Genomic DNA, 21,205 nt, shown 5'->3' on the forward strand with positions numbered 1-21,205 from the left:
TTCGTCGATAGCTGGACTGTAGGTTCTCCGGGAGAAAGGGACTTCCCCGAACTTAGAGAGCTCTCCGTTTCTATCAACGAGGAATTCAAAATGGCTTTAACCGTAAATACCAATATCGCATCACTGTCTGTTCAACGGAACTTGAACAGGTCTTCTGATTCTCTGAGCACCGCCATGAGTCGCCTGTCTTCGGGGCTTCGGATCAATACTGCAAAAGACGATGCTGCGGGTATGCAACTTGCGACGCGTCTGACCACCCAGATTCGCGGTCTTACTGTGGCGACGCGCAATGCCGGGGCGGCGATTTCGATTATTCAAACTGCTGAAGGGGCAATGGATAAATCGCTCAATAATCTTCAACGTATGCGAGATCTGGCAGTGCAGGCCGCCAACGGTGATAAAGGCCCTAAAGAACGCAGCGCGTTGAATGCTGAATTTCAGCAGCTTACGGCTGAGGTCACGCGTCTAGCCAAGGGCACCACGTTTGGTGCCGAGCTTAATTTGCTGGATGGCAGCGCGGGGGAATTGAGTTTCCAAATAGGCGCAAATGTTGGCGTCACTGAAAAAATAACGTTGTCGTTGAGCGATGATTTTTCATCTGAGTCAATTCTCTCAGCATTGGAAAGTCGAGCTGAGGTACTTGCGGATGCGACAACGACGGGTTCCAAGGCTGTACTTAAAGGTGAGTACACCCCTTTGGCCATCGATGGGACTGGATTCAGAAATCTCGTCAATACCGTGACTACCGCCATGACTGACGCGGTAGATCAAGCTACTACTGACCTTGATGCGGCTCAGCAAAAGTTTGATGGCATTCCAGCGCCTTCCGATGCCGACCGGAAAACGCTGGCTGACGCAAAACAGGTACTGGCTGATGCGGAGAAAGTGGTTGCCGACACTCAAGCTAAAGATGAGCTTAATCCGCTCAATAAGCCCGCACGGATAGAGAACATCGAGGAGACCATCAAGATTCTTGATAAAGCTATCGGTTTGATCAACTCAGGTCGTGCCGATCTGGGTGCCAAGCAGAATCGGATGACCAGTGCGATCGAAAACCTCCAGAACATGACCAAGAACGCCACAGCATCCCGAGGTCAGATCGAAGACGTCGACTTCGCCGCCGAAACCGCCGAGCTCACCAAGCAACAGACCCTCCAGCAAGCTTCCACCGCCATCCTGGCCCAAGCCAACCAACTCCCGGCCGCCGTCCTCAAGCTGCTGCAATAACCCTCACGCCTCTTATAGATAGAGGCAACCGCAACCGGGCGCACCGTAGGGGGCGCCCGTCTTTTTGAGAACTGGTTAACAAATCGCCGGGTCAGGTTAAAGCTTCCAGGGGTTGCGCCGAAACGTTGTGTATCCCCGGACAACAAACTGCGGGGGTGGCGCTCTGGTGGCAAATAAATTTGAAAAAGCCCTCAAGCTCCTGGCAACCGCGACGATAAACATTACGTAGGTTCTCTAGGCCACACCCGGCGCTTGCCAGGGCCGGATAGCCGCAGCAAACAACTCACGAGGAATTCATCATGGCTTTAGGCGTAAACACCAACGTAGCTTCCCTGGCTGTTCAGAAGAACCTGTCCAAAGCTTCCGATGCACTGTCGACTTCGATGACTCGTCTGTCTTCCGGTCTGAAAATCAACAGCGCTAAAGACGACGCAGCCGGCCTGCAGATCGCAACTCGCGAAACTTCGCAAATCCGCGGCCAGACTGTTGCCATCAAGAACGCCAACGACGGTATCTCGATCGCTCAGACCGCTGAAGGCGCTCTGCAAGAATCGACCAACATTCTGCAGCGTATGCGTGAACTGGCTGTTCAGTCCCGAAACGACACGAACGGTACTGCTGACCGTACCTCTCTGAACGCCGAATACGGCCAGATGTCAGACGAACTGACCCGTATCGCTGATTCGACCAACCTGAACGGCAAGAACCTGCTCGACGGTTCCGCTAGCACCGTGACTCTGCAAGTCGGTTCCAACACCGGTACTTCGAACCACATCGACCTGGTCCTGACCGGCAGCTTCACTGCTTCGGCCCTGGGCGTTTCGAGCGGTTCGAGTTCGATCAGCGGCGGCGACAACGCCACTGCCCACACCAACGTTGACGCCGCTATCTCGGCAATCGACGCTGCACTGGCACAGATCAACAGCACCCGTTCGAGCCTGGGTGCTTCGCAGAACCGTCTGACCAGCACCATCTCCAACCTGCAAAACGTTAACGAAAACGCCACTGCTGCACTGGGCCGTATTCAAGATACCGACTTCGCCGCTGAAACCGCTAACCTGACCAAACAACAGACTCTGCAACAGGCTTCCACCTCTGTTCTGGCCCAGGCTAACCAGCTGCCATCCGCTGTTCTGAAACTGCTTCAGTAATAACGGCTAGAGTTTTGGCGGGGGAGTATGCTTGCGTGCTCTCCCGCTTTTTACTTTCGAGAGGTGAGTGGACATGGACATAAGTACCAGGCTGAACGTGTCTTATCCAGTGATCCAGTCGTTGCCCGCGGTGCCTGTGGTTGCTGACAAGCCAGCCGTGGCGCCTCAAGTCGTTTCTGCTCCGGCTGCCTCATCGCAGTCAGGCACATCGACAAGTAAAGACTCAGATCCGGAAAAGAAAACCGAAGAGCTGCAAGCGGCCGTCAAGCAAATGGAAAAGTTCTTTCAGTCGGTTCATCGCAATCTGGAATTCTCCATCGACGACAAGTCGGGCAAAGTGGTAGTGAAAGTGATCGCCACGGAAACCGGCGAAGTGGTGCGGCAATTGCCGTCTGCTGAGGCGTTGAAACTCGCCGACAGTCTGAAGAACGCAAACAGCCTGTTGTTCGAAGCAAAAGTTTAAATGGCATGAAACGTGAACGCGGCACTTCGGTGTGGCGTGCTCGTCAAAATGCCGACTACAACTGAAAGGAGACTCACATGGCTAGTCCAATTACCCCCTCCACCGGCCTCGGCTCGGGCCTGGCAATCGGTTCTATCGTCGATGCGCTGGTCAACTCCGACAAGCTGGCCAAACAAACCCAGATCACCACCCAGACCAAGCTGGTCACCACCAAGATTTCCGGCATCGGCACGCTGCAGAGCGCGATGACTGCGTTCCAGACCGCGCTGACCAATCTCGGCAAAACCGACACGCCTGCCTTTGCCGGCTATGCGGCAAAAGCCTCCGACGCCACCAAGCTGACCGTTACGTCCGATAACTCGGCCGTGCCCGGTACCTACAGCATTAACGTCCAAAACCTCGCCACTAGTTCCAGTGTCGCCAGCGCTTCATTTTCGGGTGGGTCCACCAGTGCTATTCCGAGTGGCGATTTGACCCTCACTCAAAATGGCATTGACACCAAGATCACCATTCCGACTGGTGCCACCCTGGCGTCAGTCGCCAAACAGATCAACGCGCAAAGCGCGACGTCGAACATCAGCGCCAACATAATCACCGATGACAATGGCTCGCGCCTGGTGTTCAGCTCAACGGTGACGGGTAAAGGCACGGACATCACGGCCTCCAGCACCACGTCCAGTGAATTCAACATCGCTGCCGGCGCCAAACTTGATCCGACCAGCACCACCAGCGCCGGCTACATCGATAAGCAAGCGGTCGACGCGAGTCTGACGGTCAACGGCCTGAGCATCACCAGTGCCAGCAACACCATCGACAAGAGCGTCGGTGGATTGTCAATGACGCTGCTGGGGACTCTATCGTCTACTGTGACGGTGTCGGCGAACAACGACGGCCTCAAGGCCTCGCTGCAAACCTTTGTCGATGCTTACAACACCGTCGTCAAAGCCGTGTCCAGCGTCACCAAGGCGACGGTCAGCGATACCCCTGACAAAACCACCGGCGCAACTGTGACGGCTGCGGCGTTGACTGGCGACGCGATGCCGCGCTCGATTCTTTCGGCGATCCGCGATCAGTTGGTGACGACCGGTGCACCAGGCGGCCTTTCCGTGCTCTCTCAGCTGGGCATCACCACCGGTCAATCCGACGGTACGCTCAGCCTCGATGCCACCAAGTTTACCGCCGCGATGAACCAGGGCCTGGCGGGCGACGTGCAGCAGCTATTCAGCGGCACGGACAGCACCAACGGCTTGCTGTCACGGATGAAGGCTGCCATCACGCCTTACACCCAGACCGGCGGTATTTTCGACACGCGCACCACCAGCCTCAACAAGCAGCAGACCGATCTGACGGCCCAACAGTCAGCCCTCGACCTGCGCGTGACCACGCTGACCGCCACGCTCACTGCCAAATACAACGCGATGGACTTGTTGGTAGGGCAGTTGAAAGCCTCTGCGACGAGCATCACGTCGTTCTTTGACACGCTCAACGCCCAGCAAAGTGGCTGACCGTTGACGAGTTGATCAAGACCCGGCCCCCAGTGCCGGGTTTTTGGCATCTGGCCTTAAAGTTTTTTCAGGCCGTGTCGATACCCTCAATACAGAAACTCGAGTTGTGCGAGGTAAGACAATGAACCGTATGGCAGCCCTTCGGCAGTATCAGAAGGTCAACTCACAAGCCCAGACCGCCGTGGCCACGCCGCACCGTCTGGTACAGATGCTGATGGAAGCCGGGCTGGACCGTATCGCCCAGGCCAAGGGCGCCATCGGGCGCAAGGACATCCCCGCCAAGGGGTTGTTGATTGGCAAGGCGATTGAAATCGTCGGTGGCCTGCGCGAAGGTCTGGACATGGAAAAACAGGCGGTAGCCCTGGCCCATGTCGACAACCTGTACGTCTACCTGATGAAGCGTCTGGCGGAAGCGAATATTAAATCCGATCCGAAGATCCTCGATGAAGTCAGCGGCCTGCTGACCACCGTCAAGGAAGGCTGGGATGCGATCGGCGACCAGCAACCCGTGCTCTGAAGGAGAACCCCATGAGCGTTGCACTCAAGCGAATCGAAGAAACCCGTGAAGCCTTGGTCGATGCCCTCGAGCAGCGTGACTGGGAGGCGATCGGCCAGCTCGATATGGCCTGCCGGGCTTGCGTCGATGAAGTCATCAGCCAGGCGAGCAACGATGAGCCTGAGTTGCGCAACAATCTGGAAGAGCTGCTAGGCGTCTATCGCAAGCTTATTGACGTAGCTGTAGGCGAACGTCAAGCGATCGTCGACGAAATGTCGCAGATCCAGCGAGCGAAAAGCGCGGCAAAGGTTTACCATCTGTTCGGTTGACACTTGGTCCATAGCCAAAATATGTACGCCATAAAATTGACTGTGTACGGTTTTTTGACTTAACTAGTGAAGTTCACTAATTTCGGTGATTGACACGTCTCAACGGACGAAACGAAAGCCAAGCTTGCCCGTGATCGGGCATCGAGTTGACTAGGGAAGTTGCTATTGCATGTGGCGTGAAATCAAAATCCTGCTGATCGATGACGATAGCCAGCGCCGCCGTGACATGGCGGTGATTCTGAACTTTCTGGGTGATGAGAACCTGTCCTGCTCCAGCACAGACTGGCAGCAAGTCGTGGGTTCGTTGACATCCACCCGAGAAGTGCTCTGCGTGCTGGTCGGCAGCGTGAACGCCCCGGGCAGCCTTCAAGGCCTGCTCAAAACCGTGGCCGCATGGGACGAGTTTCTCCCGGTCCTGCTGATGGGCGAGAACTCCTCGGCCGAACTGGCGGACGATCTGCGCCGCCGGGTCCTCTCCACCGTCGAAATGCCGCCCAGCTACAGCAAACTGCTGGATTCCCTGCACCGTGCCCAGGTCTATCGCGAGATGTACGACCAGGCCCGTGAACGTGGGCGTCAGCGCGAACCCAATCTTTTCCGCAGCCTCGTCGGCACCAGCCGTGCGATTCAGCACGTGCGCCAGATGATGCAGCAGGTCGCCGACACCGACGCCAGCGTGCTGATCCTCGGTGAGTCCGGGACCGGCAAGGAAGTCGTCGCACGTAACCTGCATTATCATTCCAAGCGCCGCGATGCGCCGTTCGTGCCGGTCAACTGCGGTGCGATTCCGGCCGAGCTGCTTGAAAGCGAACTGTTCGGCCACGAGAAGGGTGCTTTCACCGGCGCCATCACCAGCCGGGCAGGGCGCTTCGAACTGGCCAACGGCGGCACGCTGTTTCTGGATGAAATCGGCGACATGCCGCTGCCGATGCAGGTCAAGCTGCTGCGCGTCCTGCAGGAGCGCACCTTCGAGCGCGTGGGCAGCAACAAGACCCAGAGCGTCGACGTGCGCATCATTGCCGCGACCCATAAAAATCTTGAAGACATGATCGTGATCGGCAGTTTCCGCGAGGATCTCTACTACCGTCTCAACGTGTTCCCGATCGAAATGGCACCGTTGCGTGAGCGAGTGGAAGACATTCCACTGCTGATGAACGAGCTGATTTCGCGCATGGAACACGAGAAGCGCGGTTCGATTCGTTTTAATTCCGCCGCCATCATGTCCCTGTGCCGTCACGCCTGGCCGGGCAACGTTCGCGAACTCGCCAACCTCGTCGAGCGCATGGCAATCATGCACCCGTACGGTGTCATTGGCGTCTCCGAGTTGCCGAAGAAATTCCGTTACGTCGACGACGAAGACGAGCAACTGGTCGACAGCCTGCGCAGCGATCTCGAAGAGCGCGTGGCTATCAACGGTCATGCGCCGAACTTCGCCAGCAGTGCGTTGCTGCCGCCTGAAGGTCTGGACTTGAAGGACTACCTGGGTGGTCTGGAGCAGGGCTTGATTCAGCAGGCGCTGGATGATGCAAATGGGATCGTGGCACGCGCCGCCGAACGTCTGCGCATCCGCCGCACCACGCTGGTGGAGAAAATGCGCAAGTACGGCATGAGCCGCCGTGAAGGCGACGAACAGGTCGAAGACTGACTGTCGATTGACGCGTCAAAAATAAACCGCTGATTTTTCAGCGGTTTTTTTTCGGCACGAGGATTGCTATGTCTCTTGGAACATACCGTTTACTGACGGTTCGCTACCCGAGAGATCAACTATGCCCCAGGCCGCTCAGATGTCTTCCGAACCCGTTTCAGCCATTGGTTCGTTAGTGCAGCAGTCCCCGGAAGTGGCGAGCAGGCAAGGGCTTGAACAGGCTTTCGCGCTGTTCAGCCAGATGTCGACTCAGCTGACCGATTCCTACGGCCTGCTGGAAGCACGGGTCACCGAGCTCAAGGGCGAGCTGGCCGTGGTCAGCGCCCAGCGCATGCAGGAGCTGGCGGAAAAAGAACGTCTGGCGAACCGCTTGCAGCATCTGCTCGATCTGCTGCCCGGCGGCGTCATCGTGATCGACGGCACCGGCATGGTCCGTGAGGCCAATCCTGCCGCGCTTGATCTGCTGGGCGAGCCGTTGATCGGCATGCTCTGGCGCCACGTCATCGCCCGCTGCTTTGCGCCGCGCGAAGATGACGGCCACGAAATCTCCCTGAAGGACGGGCGCCGGCTGTCCATTGCCACCCGTTCCCTGGACGCCGAGCCAGGTCAATTGGTGCTGCTCAACGACCTGACTGAGACCCGCCATCTGCAAAGCCAGCTGGCGCGCCATGAGCGCTTGTCGTCCCTGGGCCGCATGGTCGCGTCACTGGCCCATCAAATACGTACGCCGCTGTCCGCCGCCATGATTTACGCCAGCCACCTGGCCGAACAGGCCTTGAACGTCGAAACCCAACAGCGCTTCGCCGGACGGCTCAAGGAGCGTTTGCACGAGCTCGAGCATCAGGTCCGCGACATGCTGGTGTTTGCCCGTGGCGAACTGCCGCTGACTGACCGGGTGACGCCGGCCGCGCTGGTCGCCGCCCTTGAATCCGCCGCCCAGACCCATGTGCGTGACGTGGCCGTGCGCTGGCAGTGCGACAGCCCGACGGGCGAATTGCTGTGCAACCGCGACACGCTGGTCGGCGCACTGCTCAACCTCATTGAAAATGCCGTTCAGGCAAGTGCCGGGCAGAGTGACGGGCGGCGCCGCATCAAGATTCATGCGTACAACCGCGGCAACACCTTGCGCCTGTGTGTCAGCGACAGTGGCAGCGGCATTGAGCCTGCAGCCCTGGCCCGCATCGGCGAACCCTTCTTCACCACCAAGACCACCGGCACCGGCCTCGGTCTGGCCGTTGTGACAGCCGTGGCGCGGGCGCATCAGGGGCGTGTCGAGTTCCGCTCGCGTCCAGGCCGTGGCACCTGCGCCATCGTGTCGTTGCCGCTGGTTCCTGGCGCCGGGACTGGGCCTTGCGTGTTGGCAATAACGGCAGGTGAGCGCTCATGACCATCAAGGTGCTGCTGGTCGAGGATGATCCTTCTCTGCGTGAAGCGCTGGGCGAAACCCTGGCGCTGGCCGGCCATGCTTATCAGGCAGTCGGGTCGGCGGAAGAGGCATTGATTGCCGCTGCCGACTCGTCGTTCAGCCTGGTGGTCAGCGACGTCAACATGCCCGGCATGGACGGTCACCAGTTGCTCGGCCAGTTGCGCAGCCGCTACCCGCAGTTGCCGGTGCTCTTGATGACTGCCCACGGCACGGTCGACCGCGCCGTGGATGCGATGCGTCAGGGCGCGGTCGATTATCTGGTCAAGCCTTTCGAGCCCAAGGCGTTATTGGCGTTGGTGGCTCGCCATGCACTGGGTCGTCTCGAGCCGGCCGATGGCGAGGGTCCGATTGCGGTCGAGCCCGCCAGCGTGCAGTTGCTCAGCCTCGCCAGTCGCGTGGCGAAGAGTGATTCGACGGTGTTGATTTCGGGTGAATCGGGCACGGGTAAAGAAGTGCTGGCGCGTTTCATTCATGAGCAATCGCCCCGTGCCGGCAAGCCGTTTATCGCGATCAACTGCGCGGCGATCCCGGACAACATGCTCGAAGCCACGCTGTTTGGCCACGAGAAGGGCTCGTTTACCGGTGCCATTGCTTCCCAGGCGGGCAAGTTCGAGCAGGCCGAAGGCGGCACCATTCTGCTGGACGAGATTTCCGAAATGCCCATGGGCCTGCAGGCCAAGCTGTTGCGTGTGTTGCAGGAGCGTGAAGTGGAACGGGTCGGCGCGCGCAAGCCCATCGAACTGGACATCCGCGTGCTGGCAACCACCAACCGCGATCTGGCCGGCGAAGTGGCCGCAGGGCGCTTTCGCGAAGATCTGTTTTATCGTCTTTCGGTGTTCCCGCTCGCGTGGCAATCCTTGCGTCAGCGTCCCGCCGACATTCTGCCGCTGGCCGAGCGTCTGCTGGCCAAGCACGTCAATAAAATGAAGCATGCCCCGGTGCGGCTGTCGGCCGAGGCGCAGAAGTGTCTGGTCAGTTACGCCTGGCCGGGCAATGTCCGCGAGCTGGACAACGCCGTACAGCGGGCGCTGATTCTGCAGCAGGGCGGGGTGATTCAGGCCGAGGACTTTTGTCTTGTCGGGCCGGTCACGTTCGCCGCAGCGCCTGCGCCTCAGGTGTCGGCACCCGCTGTCGGCGCCACGCAAGCGTCACCCGAAACAGGCAGCGGGGAAGGGGCCGGCGCCCTGGGCGAAGACCTGCGTCGCCGCGAGTTCCAGATGATCATCGACACCCTTCGCGCCGAGCGCGGCCGTCGCAAAGAGGCCGCCGAACGCCTCGGTATCAGCCCGCGTACGTTGCGCTACAAGCTGGCGCAGATGCGTGATGCGGGGATGGATGTCGAAGGGTTTCTGTTTGCCTCCTGAACCTTTGTAAAAGGATCTGTGGGAGCCGGCTTGCTGGCGAATGCTGAGGGTCAGACGCATCATTTTTACCTGCCCGTCGCGTTCGCCAGCAAGCCGGCTCCTGCGTCTATGTATCCGTCTCAATACCCATCCGAACACTTTCATCAAACGTGGCACATGGCCGCTATTGGTCTGGCACCCTTGTTGCTAATGCTTAGGTAACCGCTGAATCCGTGTCAAAAATTTGCGGCCCTTCTGAGAGAAACGTCATGACCCAAGGTGTTGAATTTAATCGCTTGATGTTGGACATGCGCTCCATGCAAATGGACGCCATGGCTCAGCCCAAGGCAATCGCAGCGCCAGAACAGGCCGGTGCGAGCAGTTTCGCTGACATGCTCGGCATGGCAGTGAACAAGGTCAACGACACCCAGCAGGCGTCGAATCAGCTGTCGACCGCGTTCGAGATGGGCAAGAGCGGCGTGGACCTCACCGACGTGATGATCTCCTCGCAGAAAGCCAGCGTGTCGTTTCAGGCGCTGACCCAGGTACGCAACAAGCTGGTTCAGGCGTACCAAGACATCATGCAAATGCCGGTTTGAGGACGATTTAAGTCATGGCCGAAGCCGTCGTCGATAACGTACCCGCCAAAACGGGTGCGCCAGGAAGCAAGCCGCCGATGTTCGGCCTGGCCTTCCTGCAAAATCTCTCCGAGATGACCATGCTGCGTCAGGTCGGCCTTATGGTCGGTCTGGCTGCCAGCGTGGCGATTGGTTTCGCCGTCGTGCTTTGGTCGCAGCAGCCTGATTACAAGCCGCTCTATGGCAGCCTGTCAGGTATCGACACCAAGCAGGTGATGGACACGTTGGCCCAGGCTGACATTCCTTTCACCGTCGAGCCCAACTCCGGCGCGCTGCTGGTGAAGTCCGATGACCTGTCCCGCGCCCGCATCAAGCTGGCCGGCGCCGGCATTGCGCAGAACGATGGCAATGTCGGTTTTGAAATCCTCGACAAGGATCAGGGTCTGGGCACCAGTCAGTTCATGGAGGCCACTCGTTACCGTCGCGGCCTGGAAGGCGAACTGGCGCGGACCATCTCCAGCCTCAATAACGTCAAGGGCGCCCGTGTTCACCTGGCGATTCCGAAGAGCTCGGTGTTCGTGCGTGACGATCGCAAGCCCAGCGCTTCCATTCTGGTTGAGCTGTACGCCGGTCGTTCGCTTGAGCCGGGTCAGGTGCTGGCAATCATGAACCTGGTCGCCACCAGTGTTCCTGAGCTGAACAAGTCGCAGATTTCCGTCGTCGATCAGAAGGGCAACCTGCTGTCCGATCAGGCCGAGAACTCCGAGCTGTCCATGGCCGGCAAGCAGTTCGACTACACCCGCCGCATGGAAAGCATGCTGACCCAGCGTGTGCAGAACATCCTGCAGCCAGTGCTGGGCAATGACCGCTATAAGGCAGAAGTGTCGGCAGACGTTGATTTCAGCGCCGTCGAATCCACCGCCGAAAGCTTCAATCCGGACCAGCCTGCACTGCGCAGCGAGCAGACGGTCAACGAACAACGCTCCAGCAGCAGCGGTCCGCAAGGCGTGCCGGGTGCACTGAGCAACCAGCCGCCAGGCCCGGCGACTGCGCCACAGAACGCCGCCGCCGGTGCTGCCGGTGCCGCAGGCGCCATTGCTGCGGGACAACCGCTGCTGGACGCCAACGGTCAACAGATCATGGACCCGGCCACTGGCCAGCCGATGCTGGCGCCGTTCCCGGCCGACAAGCGTAACCAGTCGACCAAGAACTTCGAGCTCGACCGTTCCATCAGCCACACCAAGCAGCAGCAGGGCAAGGTCAATCGCCTGTCGGTTGCGGTGGTGGTCGATGATCAGGTCAAGGTCAACCCGGCCAACGGCGAGACGACAATGATCCCGTGGACCGCCGATCAACTGGCGCGCTTCACCCGTCTGGTGCAGGACGCCGTCGGCTTCGATGCCAGCCGTGGCGACAGCGTCAGCGTGATCAACGTGCCGTTCTCCACCGATCGCGGCGAAGTGATCCCGGACATTCCGTTCTACTCGCAGTCGTGGTTCTGGGACATCGTCAAACAGGCCATGGGCGTGCTGTTCATCCTGGTGCTGGTGTTCGGCGTGCTGCGTCCGGTGCTCAAGGGCATCACCAACCCGCAAGGCAAGCGCCTCGAGGGCGACTCCGAGCTGGGCGGCATGGTCGGGATGGACGGTGAATTGTCAAACGACCGCGTCAGTCTGGGCGGTCCGCAAAGTATTCTGTTGCCGAGCCCTACCGAGGGTTATGACGCACAGCTCAACGCAATCAAGAGCCTTGTGGCCGAGGACCCGGCGCGTGTAGCCCAGGTCGTCAAAGAGTGGATCAACGCTGATGAGTGATAGAGCTGCTGCGCTTAAATTGAGCCGCGTGGATAAAGCCGCGATCCTGCTCCTCACCCTGGGTGAGACGGACGCCGCGCAGGTCCTGCGCCACATGGGCCCCAAAGAGGTTCAGCGGGTGGGCGTGGCCATGGCACAGATGCGCAATGTGCACCGCGAGCAGGTCGAGCAGGTGATGAGCGAGTTCGTCGACGTGGTCGGTGACCAGACCGGCGTCGGCATCGGCTCGGACGGCTATATCCGCAAGATGCTCACCCAGGCACTGGGCGAGGACAAGGCCAACGGCCTGATCGACCGGATCCTGCTGGGCGGCAACACCAGCGGTCTCGACAGCCTGAAGTGGATGGAACCGCGCGCGGTGGCCGACGTCATCCGTTTCGAGCACCCGCAGATTCAAGCGATCGTCGTCGCCTACCTGGACGCCGATCAGGCCGGTGAAGTGCTCAGCCATTTCGACCACAAAGTGCGCCTGGACATCATCCTGCGCGTGTCGTCGTTGAACACCGTGCAGCCGGCGGCGCTCAAAGAACTGAACCAGATCCTCGAGAAGCAGTTCTCGGGCAACGCCAACACGTCGCGTACCACCCTGGGTGGTATCAAGCGTGCGGCGGATATCATGAACTTCCTCGACAGCTCGATCGAAGGCCAGCTCATGGATTCGATCCGCGAAGTGGACGAAGACCTGTCGACGCAGATCGAAGACCTTATGTTTGTCTTCAACAACCTGTCCGACGTCGACGACCGCGGTATTCAGGCCTTGCTGCGCGAAGTCTCCTCCGATGTGCTGGTACTGGCACTGAAGGGCTCCGACGACGCCATCAAGGAAAAGATTTTCAAGAACATGTCCAAACGTGCCGCCGAACTGCTGCGCGACGACCTGGAAGCCAAAGGCCCGGTTCGCGTCAGCGATGTGGAAGGCGCCCAGAAAGAAATTCTCACCATTGCCCGTCGTATGGCGGAGGCCGGGGAGATCGTTCTTGGCGGCAAAGGTGGCGAGGAAATGATTTAAGCCCAGGTGCCGTTGATGTCCAGCTCCGATAAAGCACCACCCAGTGAGCTCATCCGCGCACAGGATTTGCGCGGGATTGACGTCTGGGCCTTGCCCAGCTTCGATCCGCTCGTCGAGAAGCCCGAGCCGGAACCGGTGGTCGAGGAAGCCGAGCTCGCCGAAAGCCAGGAAGTGCCGCTGGAGGAAGTCCAGCCGATGACCCTCGAAGAGTTGGAAAGCATCCGTCAGGACGCCTACAACGAGGGGTTCGCCATCGGCGAAAAAGAGGGTTTTCACAGCACCCAGCTCAAGGTTCGTCAGGAAGCGGAAGTGGCTCTGGCGGCCAAGCTCGACAGCATGGAAGTCCTCATGGGGCATCTGTTCGAACCCATCGCCGACCAGGACGCGCAGATCGAGAAATCGATGGTGTCACTGGTCGAGCATGTGGTCCGCCAGGTCATCCAGCGCGAGCTGAAAACCGACTCCAGCCAGATTGGCACGGTGCTGCGCGAAGCGTTGCGGCTGCTGCCGATGGGCGCAGCCAACGTGCGCATTCTGATCAACCCGCAAGACTTTGCGCTGGTCAAAGCCATGCGTGAGCGTCACGAAGAAACCTGGCGCATCCTCGAGGACGAGACACTTCAACCCGGCGGTTGCCGGGTCGAGAGCGAGCACAGCCGCATCGACGCCACGGTCGAGGCGCGCATCAGCCAGGCCCTCGGGAAAATGTTCGATCAGTTGCACGAGCAGGCCCTGCACCCGGCGCCGCCGGATGTGACCATCGAACTGGAAGAGGCGATCCAGAGCGCCGAGAAAACCACTTACCCGCTGGGTGCTGTCGATGCGCCTTGAACGCACCAGTTTCGCCAAGCGCCTGAGCACCTATCCCGAGGCCATTTCCCTGCCTGCGCAGCCGATCGTCGAAGGACGACTGCTGCGCATGGTCGGCCTGACCCTCGAGGCCGAGGGCCTGCGCGCAGCCATGGGCAGCCGCTGCATGGTGATCAACGACGGCAGTCATCATGCGGTTGAGGTTGAAGCCGAAGTCATGGGCTTCTCTGGCGGCAAGGTGTTCCTGATGCCGGTCGGCAGCGTCTCCGGCATTGCGCCGGGCGCCCGCGTCGTTCCGCTGCCGGACACCGGCCGTCTGCCGATGGGCATGACCATGCTCGGCCGCGTCCTCGACGGCGCCGGTCGCCCCCTCGACGGCAAGGGCGGCATGAAAGCCGAGGACTGGGTGCCGATGGACGGCCCGACCATCAACCCGCTGAATCGCAACCCGATCAGCCAGCCGCTGGACGTAGGCATCCGTTGTATCAACGGTTTGTTGACGGTCGGGCGCGGTCAGCGTCTGGGCCTGTTCGCCGGTACCGGCGTGGGCAAGAGCGTGCTGCTGGGGATGATGACCCGCTTCACCGAGGCCGACATCATCGTCGTCGGGCTGATCGGCGAACGGGGTCGCGAGGTGAAGGAATTCATCGAACACAGCCTGGGCGAGGAGGGTCTCAAGCGTTCGGTTGTTGTGGCTTCTCCGGCGGATGACGCGCCCTTGATGCGGCTGCGCGCGGCGATGTATTGCACGCGCATCGCCGAATATTTTCGCGACAAGGGCAAGAACGTCCTGTTGCTGATGGATTCGCTGACGCGTTTCGCCCAGGCCCAGCGGGAAATCGCCTTGGCCATCGGCGAGCCGCCTGCGACCAAGGGTTATCCGCCGTCCGTGTTCGCCAAGCTGCCCAAGCTGGTGGAACGCGCCGGTAACGCCGAGGCGGGCGGTGGCTCGATCACCGCGTTCTATACCGTTTTGTCAGAAGGCGACGACCAGCAGGACCCGATCGCCGACTCGGCCCGGGGCGTGCTCGACGGCCACATCGTACTGTCGCGCCGGCTGGCCGAGGAAGGCCATTACCCGGCCATCGACATCGAAGCGTCGATCAGCCGGGTGATGCCGTCCGTGGTCGATCCGCAGCACATGGTTCAGGCGCAGTATTTCAAGCAGTTGTGGTCGCGTTATCAGCAGAGCCGCGATTTGATCAGCGTCGGCGCCTACGTGGCCGGCGGCGATCGCGAGACTGACCTGGCGATTTCGCTGCAGCCTCAGTTGGTGAAGTATTTGCGCCAGGGCTTGACGGAGAACGAGAGCATGCAGAGCAGTGAGGAGCAGTTGGCGAAGATTTTCAATCCTCAGGCCGGCGGTTAATCGGTTATGGCTCTCAGTCGCGCAGCCCGTCTGGCGCCGGTGGTCGATATGGCCGAGAAGGTCGAGAAGGCCGCCGTGCAGCGCCTGGGGCATTTTCAGGGTCAGGTTCGGCTGGCCGAGGCGAAGCTGGGCGAGCTGGATAAATTTCGTTCTGATTATCAGCAGCAGTGGATCGACAAGGGCGCCCATGGGGTGTCGGGTCAATGGTTGATGAATTATCAGCGCTTTCTCAATCAGTTGGAGACGGCGGTGGCGCAGCAGCGCCAGAGTCTGGCGTGGCATGAGAATAATCTGAACAAGGCGCGCGGCGAGTGGCAGAAGGCGTATGCGCGGGTGGAGGGGCTGCGTAAGTTGGTGCAGCGGTATATCGATGAGGCGCGTGCGCTGGAAGATAAACGCGAGCAGAAGTTGTTGGATGAGTTGGTACAGAGGTTGCCCAGGACCGAGCAGTTTTAAGAGATCAAGATCAAGATCAAGATCAACGGCATCTGCCTGGGGGCAGATTGTTTCGCCTTCGGCGAGTTACTTTTAAAAAGCACTAAAAGTAACCAAAAGTGCCTGCTACTGGTTTGGCCCTCCTGCGTCGGGTTCCCTCACTCCGGTCTTGCTCCGTGGGCCCGCGCCGAACGGACATCCATGTCCTGACGGCGCTCTCGCCGCATCCATGCGGCTCGGCCCACTGCGCAAAACCTGCGCTCGGCCTGCACCCAAGTCGCGTTTTGTGGTGTTTGGGCTGGCGTGGGAGAAGATCAAAAGCAAAGCAAAGTAATGGTAGGGCTGAAGGGTATTGGTGAATGATCGGGCTGGAAATAACCGGCGCTTTTCGGCTAGCGCGTAGAAGATGGGTATGAGGTCTGTAGGAGCCGGCTTGCTGGCGAACGCGGTTGATCATTCACTGCTGTGGTGCCTGGCCGGACGCTTTCGCCAGCAAGCCGGCTCCTACAGGGAAATTGCATCCGATCATTGAAAATGTACGAAAGGCCACCGAATCAACGCGCGCACCCGTAGGACCGGCTTCGCTGATCGTTCCCACGCTCTGCGTGGGAATGCCGCCCAGAACGCTCCGCGTTCCGCAGTCGCCGCAAATTTCGCCCCCTGCGCCAGGTGACGCAGAGCGTCAGGGGATGCATTCCCACGCGGAGCGTGGGAACGATCACGGACCAAAGGCTTCCCGGCTAAAGCCGGTCCTACAAAGCACCGCGTACACCCTGTAGGACCGGCTTTAGCCGGGAAGCTCTTGATGTGTTTCTACTTCTAATCTGCTTCTGATCTGCTTTTGATTTTCGTACACAAAAAGCCCAAACACCGCCAATCGCGACTTGGGTGCAGGCCGAACGCAGACGACGCGGAGTGGGCCGAGCCGCATGGATGCGGCGAGAGCGCCGTCAGGACATGGATGTCCGTTCGGCGCGGGCCCACGGAGCGTCGTCGGAGTGAGGGAACCCGACGAAGTCGGGCCTAGCCAGGAGCAAGCACCCTTGGTTACTTGGGGTGCTTTTCCAAGTAACTCGCCGAAGGCGAAACGATCTGCCGTTAGGCAGATGCTCTTGATCCTGAAACCCAAGTAAAAGCTAACCATTTGCCACGCCTCACAAGGGCTGCTAAAACTCAAGCGTCTGGCGCTGTTTCATACAAGGAATTTGCCAATGTCAGTAACCTCCGAACGCTCCGCCGATGGCCAAGAGCTGACCATCACCATCAAGGGACGCTTCGACTTTTCGACGCACCAGGATTTTCGCGGCGCCTACGAAAGAGAAAACCAGGCCAAGCGCTATACGGTTGACCTCACCGGCACAACTTACCTCGACAGCTCCGCGCTGGGCATGCTCCTCCTGCTGCGCGACCATGCCGGTGGCGAGAGAGCCGAAGTCCAGCTGGTCAACTGCAACGCCGACGTCCACAAAATCCTTACCATCTCCAACTTCTCCAAACTCTTCAAAATCGTCTGATGATTTCGTCTGTCGCCGATCGCCTGACGGTCCTCATCGCCGATGACAACGTCAGCGACCGGATGCTTCTGTCCGCCATCGTCAGCCGCCAGGGCCATGATGTCCTGACGGCCAGCGACGGCGCCGAGGCCGTCGGGCTGTTCGAGCGCCGGCGGCCGCAACTGGTGCTGATGGACGCCATGATGCCGGTCATGGACGGTTTCGAAGCGGCGCGCCAGATCAAGACCCTCGCGGGTGACGCGCTGGTGCCGATCATCTTCCTGACGTCGCTGACCGAAGGCGAAGACCTCGCCCGTTGCCTCGACGCCGGGGGTGACGACTTCGTTGCCAAGCCCTACAACCAAGTGGTGCTGGCCGCCAAGATCAACGCCATGAACCGCCTTCGCGTGTTGCAGGAAACCGTCCTGCACCAGCGCGACCTGATCACCCGTCACCATAAATACCTGCTCAACGAACAGCGCGTGGCCAAGGCGGTGTTCGACCAGATCGCCCACTCCGGGTGCCTGAGCTCACGCAACATCCGCTACCTGCAATCACCGTACGCGCTGTTCAACGGCGACCTGCTGCTGGCCGCGTGGTCGCCGTCCGGCAACATGCACCTGCTGCTGGGGGATTTCACCGGCCATGGTTTGCCGGCAGCGGTGGGGGCGATGCCCTTGGCCGAAGTGTTCTACGGCATGACCGCCAAGGGTTATGGCCTGCCCGAAACCCTGCGCGAGATGAACGCCAAGCTCAAACGCATCCTGCCGGTGGACATGTTCTGCTGCGCCGCGCTGCTGTGCCTCAACTTCAAGCAGCAACTGGTCGAGGTCTGGAACGGCGGCCTGCCGGATGGTTACCTGCTGCATGGCGACGGCCGGGCGCATACGCCGCTGATTTCGTCGAACGTGCCCCTCGGTGTGTTGAGCGCCGGCAGCTTTGACGACAACACCCAGGTTTATCCTTTCGGGCCGGGGGACCGGGTGTTTCTGCTGTCCGACGGCGTTGTCGACAGCACCGGGCAGGACGGCGAACTGTTCGGCGCCCGGCGTCTGCAGAACGTGCTGGTGAGCAACCGCAACCCGGCGCTGCTGATCGAGGAAGTGCAGTGGGCCCTGGCGCGCTTTCGTGGCCAGGCGCGGGATGACGTGAGCATGGTCGAAGTGGCATTCACCGAGCCTGACTTGCTCGGCCCGCCGTCGGTCATCTATACCGACAGCGGCGATTCCAGCCCGCTGGATTGGTCCGCTTCGTTCGAGTACCGTGCTGCAACGCTCAAACGCTTCAATCCGCTGCCGTATCTGTTGCAATTGCTGCAGGAAGTACATGGCTTGCGCATGCAGAGCAGTGAGCTGTATATCGTGCTGTCGGAGCTGTACAGCAACGCGCTGGAGCATGGCGTGCTTGGGCTCGACTCGGCGCTGAAGCGGGACGCCGCAGGTTTTGGGCTTTACTACCAGCAACGCGCCGAACGCCTCGATCGTCTGGAGGAAGGTTTTATCCGCATCGATTTCCAGATTGTCCCGGACGGCGAGGGCGGTCGCCTGACGGTGCGGGTGCAGGACAGCGGCGCAGGTTTCGATGCCGATCGCGTGCTGGCGTTGCCGCCTGCGGTCACCCAATTGTCCGGCCGCGGCCTTGCGCTGGTCCGGCAACTCAGCGAATGCTGTCAGTGGTCCGATGATGGCCGGACGGCCAGCGTGGAATTTGCCTGGGAGGGTCTGGCATAATCCGCGCGTCTTGATCAAGGAGTGAACAAGTGTCGAATAATCCGGTGGATTTCAACGTGCTCAGCACGCTGCGTGAGGTGATGGAAGCTGAATACCCGGCGCTGCTGAAGGTGTTCATTTCCGATTCCAGCCTTCGCGTCAACGACATGACCCTGTTGCTGCGCGACCCTTCCTTCACGGCGTCCTCCACGGCGTCGTTGCAATGCCTTGGGCTGATGGCGCACAGCTTCAAAGGCAGCACCGGCAACATGGGCGCCACGCATTTGTCCGAGCTGTGCCTGCAGCTCGAAGAGCAGGGGCGCGGCATGGTGGCAGCGGATGACGCGCGGATTCGCTCGCTGGTGTCGCAGATCAGGGACGAGTTCTTCGAGGTGCGGGCGATTTTCGAACGTGAGCTTGAACTCTGCCATGCCAGCCACTGAGCCTGCTCTCTGCATAGGTGCCTGGCCCGGCTTTTCAGCCTGCCCGTTGGTCTGAAGCGCACGCTCAATCCAGCCTCTCTCGGTACTTGGCCCGCCATTTGCTTTGTCTCCCTGCAATTGTGCTTTTGCGGAGATTCACATGGCCCTCGCCAACAACCCATTACTGACGGCTTTGACAGCGGCCAAAGTCCAGAAAGCCGGGAATACCTCCCCGGCAAAGGCGCCGGACCCCGTCAAGCACAACACTTCCAGCTTCTCTGACGTCTTCGCCAAACAGGCGCCGGTAAAGTCCCAAAGCGCTGATAACCCGGCGCCTAAGCCGACAAGCGCCAAGAGTTCGGCAGCCGACGACAAGCCGGCCGCCAGCCACACGTCTGCCGCCGACGACAAGGCCGTTGCCGATAACGGCAACGGCTTGCCTGCCAAACCGGTGAACGGCAAGGCCGACGATGAGGCGGGCGCGGGCAAAGGTCAGGCCGACGACAAGGATGACGCCTCGGACACCACGCAGGATCCGACAGTGGCGGATGCGCCTGCGGTCGATCCCTTGCTGGACCCGACTTTGGCCGTCACGCCGCCTGTTCAAGAGCCCGTGGCCGTCGCGCCTCCCGTTGACCCGGTCGTGGATCCGGCGCTTCTCGCCGGCGCGCTGCCAGTGATGCCGCCGCCTGCGGTGCAAGCGCCTACCCAAGCCACCGCCGCAACCGACGCCACCTACGCGGCCGGGGACGGTTTCGACCCTTCAGCCGATCCGCTGGAAGGCTTGACCGCCGTGCAGGTCGCCCTGGAAAACAAGGCGCAGCAGACGGCGCAGAACAACGGTGTGCATGGCGATGGCAAGGGCGGGGGCAAGCAAGACCCGAACGCCGATCCTTCGCAACTGCTGGCCACTAACCTGGCAGCGCTGGGCGACCAACCCGTGGACAAGAGCACTACTGAAGGCGGCGGCGACAAGGCGTTCAGCGGCCTGCTGGCTGACGGCCTGAAAGACGTGAAGGGCGCCACCAGCGACACGCGGGTGGATAACTTCGCCGATCGGCTCGCAGCGTTGTCCCAGGCCGTTCAAGTGAAAAATACCCCGGCTTCGGCTCCGGCCACGCCGCTGCTCAATCAGCCACTGGCGATGAATCAGGGGGGATGGACCGAGGGCGTGGTCAACCGCGTGATGTACCTGTCGAGCCAGAACCTCAAGCAGGCCGACATCCAGCTGGAACCCGCTGAACTGGGCCGTCTGGACATCCGCGTCAATATGGCGGCGGACCAGCAGACCCAGGTCACGTTCATGAGCGCCCACGTCGGCGTGCGTGAAGCACTGGAAAGCCAGATGTCGCGCCTGCGTGATTCCTTCGTTCAGCAGGGCATGGGTCAGGTCAACGTCAACGTCTCCGACCAGTCCCAGGGCTGGCAGCAACAGGCTCAGCAGCAGTCTGGCGGTGATGGTCAGCGCAACGGCGGCAGCAGCCGCGTCAACGGTGCCGGCGGCAGCGACCTCATCGCCGACGGTGCTCCGGTGGACGCCGCATCGGCGGCTGCCAACGCATCGCTGACCGTGGTGGGTTCCAGCGCAGTCGATTATTACGCCTGATCTAAACGGCAAGCACGTTTCTGCGGGACGCAAACACCGGTTCCGCTTCTGCCGCAGGCGTAGGAGCGCGCTTGCCCGCGATCTGTCACGCAGCGGCAGTAAACCAGTGAATGCGGTGTGTCAGATTTAACCCCCTTGGCAGGTTTTGCGACTGCTTCGCAGCCGATCGCGGGCAAGCGCGCTCCTACGCCCTTCGGGCAGAATCCAGAACCGACGTCGCGGTTTCGGCCTTCGGGCAGAATCCAGAACCGACGTCGCGGTTTCGGCCTTCGGGCAGAATCCAGAACCGACGTCGCCGTTTCGGCCTTCGGGCAGAATCCAAAACCGACCTCGCGGTTTCGGACTTCGGGCAGAATCCTAAGCCGGCATTGCGGT

The 21,205-nt window shown here is 60.5% G+C and carries 19 protein-coding genes; all 19 read left to right on the forward strand.

Going from position 1 to position 21,205, the window contains the following annotated elements:
- The first annotated feature begins 90 nt into the window (after positions 1-90).
- The 19 genes from OKW98_RS10320 to OKW98_RS10410 all read left to right on the forward strand — a co-directional run bounded on the left by OKW98_RS10320 (position 91) and on the right by OKW98_RS10410 (position 20,830).
- Positions 91-1,227, forward strand: coding sequence for a flagellin (locus OKW98_RS10320; RefSeq protein ID WP_265389057.1), 1,137 nt, complete (start codon positions 91-93; stop codon positions 1,225-1,227).
- Between the two features lie 299 nt (positions 1,228-1,526).
- Positions 1,527-2,378, forward strand: coding sequence for a flagellin domain-containing protein (locus tag OKW98_RS10325; RefSeq protein WP_265389058.1), 852 nt, complete (start codon positions 1,527-1,529; stop codon positions 2,376-2,378).
- Positions 2,379-2,451: 73 nt separating this feature from the next.
- On the forward strand, positions 2,452-2,841 hold the full coding sequence (locus OKW98_RS10330; RefSeq protein ID WP_265389702.1) for a flagellar protein FlaG: 390 nt from the start codon (positions 2,452-2,454) through the stop codon (positions 2,839-2,841).
- A gap of 77 nt (positions 2,842-2,918) precedes the next feature.
- The gene (gene fliD, locus OKW98_RS10335) at positions 2,919-4,346 is read left to right on the forward strand and encodes a flagellar filament capping protein FliD (protein ID WP_265389059.1); all 1,428 of its coding nucleotides are present in this window, start codon (positions 2,919-2,921) and stop codon (positions 4,344-4,346) included.
- 121 nt (positions 4,347-4,467) lie between these two features.
- Complete coding sequence (fliS, locus tag OKW98_RS10340; RefSeq protein ID WP_265389060.1) at positions 4,468-4,863, forward strand: flagellar export chaperone FliS; 396 nt, start codon at positions 4,468-4,470, stop codon at positions 4,861-4,863.
- Positions 4,864-4,874: 11 nt separating this feature from the next.
- Complete coding sequence (fliT, locus tag OKW98_RS10345) at positions 4,875-5,171, forward strand: flagellar protein FliT (RefSeq protein WP_122534872.1); 297 nt, start codon at positions 4,875-4,877, stop codon at positions 5,169-5,171.
- 169 nt (positions 5,172-5,340) lie between these two features.
- Positions 5,341-6,816, forward strand: coding sequence for a transcriptional regulator FleQ (fleQ, locus tag OKW98_RS10350; protein WP_265389061.1), 1,476 nt, complete (start codon positions 5,341-5,343; stop codon positions 6,814-6,816).
- A gap of 139 nt (positions 6,817-6,955) precedes the next feature.
- On the forward strand, positions 6,956-8,203 hold the full coding sequence (locus OKW98_RS10355) for a sensor histidine kinase (protein WP_265389062.1): 1,248 nt from the start codon (positions 6,956-6,958) through the stop codon (positions 8,201-8,203).
- Positions 8,200-9,606 (forward strand): sigma-54-dependent transcriptional regulator, encoded by a 1,407-nt coding sequence (locus tag OKW98_RS10360; protein ID WP_265389063.1) that lies wholly within the window; start codon positions 8,200-8,202, stop codon positions 9,604-9,606. Before OKW98_RS10355 ends, OKW98_RS10360 begins: the two co-directional genes overlap by 4 nt.
- A 248-nt stretch (positions 9,607-9,854) precedes the next feature.
- Complete coding sequence (fliE, locus tag OKW98_RS10365; RefSeq protein ID WP_065987290.1) at positions 9,855-10,184, forward strand: flagellar hook-basal body complex protein FliE; 330 nt, start codon at positions 9,855-9,857, stop codon at positions 10,182-10,184.
- 14 nt (positions 10,185-10,198) lie between these two features.
- Positions 10,199-11,977 carry a flagellar basal-body MS-ring/collar protein FliF gene (fliF, locus tag OKW98_RS10370; RefSeq protein WP_265389064.1) on the forward strand — a complete coding sequence of 593 codons (1,779 nt, stop codon included), beginning with the start codon at positions 10,199-10,201 and terminating at the stop codon, positions 11,975-11,977.
- Positions 11,970-12,986: a flagellar motor switch protein FliG gene (gene fliG, locus OKW98_RS10375; RefSeq protein WP_265389065.1), complete on the forward strand. Its 1,017-nt coding sequence runs from the start codon at positions 11,970-11,972 to the stop codon at positions 12,984-12,986. The genes fliF and fliG overlap by 8 nt, the downstream gene beginning before the upstream one ends.
- 15 nt (positions 12,987-13,001) lie before the next feature.
- Positions 13,002-13,817 (forward strand): flagellar assembly protein FliH, encoded by an 816-nt coding sequence (gene fliH / locus OKW98_RS10380; RefSeq protein ID WP_265389066.1) that lies wholly within the window; start codon positions 13,002-13,004, stop codon positions 13,815-13,817.
- Entirely contained in the window at positions 13,807-15,165 is a 1,359-nt protein-coding gene (gene fliI, locus OKW98_RS10385; protein WP_265389067.1) for a flagellar protein export ATPase FliI, read from the forward strand. Before fliH ends, fliI begins: the two co-directional genes overlap by 11 nt.
- A 6-nt stretch (positions 15,166-15,171) precedes the next feature.
- Positions 15,172-15,621: a flagellar export protein FliJ gene (gene fliJ / locus OKW98_RS10390; protein WP_265389068.1), complete on the forward strand. Its 450-nt coding sequence runs from the start codon at positions 15,172-15,174 to the stop codon at positions 15,619-15,621.
- A gap of 1,190 nt (positions 15,622-16,811) precedes the next feature.
- Positions 16,812-17,114 carry an STAS domain-containing protein gene (locus OKW98_RS10395; RefSeq protein ID WP_265389069.1) on the forward strand — a complete coding sequence of 101 codons (303 nt, stop codon included), beginning with the start codon at positions 16,812-16,814 and terminating at the stop codon, positions 17,112-17,114.
- Positions 17,114-18,823 (forward strand): ATP-binding SpoIIE family protein phosphatase, encoded by a 1,710-nt coding sequence (locus OKW98_RS10400; RefSeq protein ID WP_265389070.1) that lies wholly within the window; start codon positions 17,114-17,116, stop codon positions 18,821-18,823. The genes OKW98_RS10395 and OKW98_RS10400 overlap by 1 nt, the downstream gene beginning before the upstream one ends.
- Before the next feature lie 29 nt (positions 18,824-18,852).
- Positions 18,853-19,245 carry an Hpt domain-containing protein gene (locus tag OKW98_RS10405; protein WP_265389071.1) on the forward strand — a complete coding sequence of 131 codons (393 nt, stop codon included), beginning with the start codon at positions 18,853-18,855 and terminating at the stop codon, positions 19,243-19,245.
- Between the two features lie 139 nt (positions 19,246-19,384).
- The gene (locus tag OKW98_RS10410) at positions 19,385-20,830 is read left to right on the forward strand and encodes a flagellar hook-length control protein FliK (protein WP_265389072.1); all 1,446 of its coding nucleotides are present in this window, start codon (positions 19,385-19,387) and stop codon (positions 20,828-20,830) included.
- Positions 20,831-21,205: the final 375 nt, after the last annotated feature.

Source organism: Pseudomonas sp. KU26590, from assembly GCF_026153515.1.
GTDB lineage: Bacteria > Pseudomonadota > Gammaproteobacteria > Pseudomonadales > Pseudomonadaceae > Aquipseudomonas.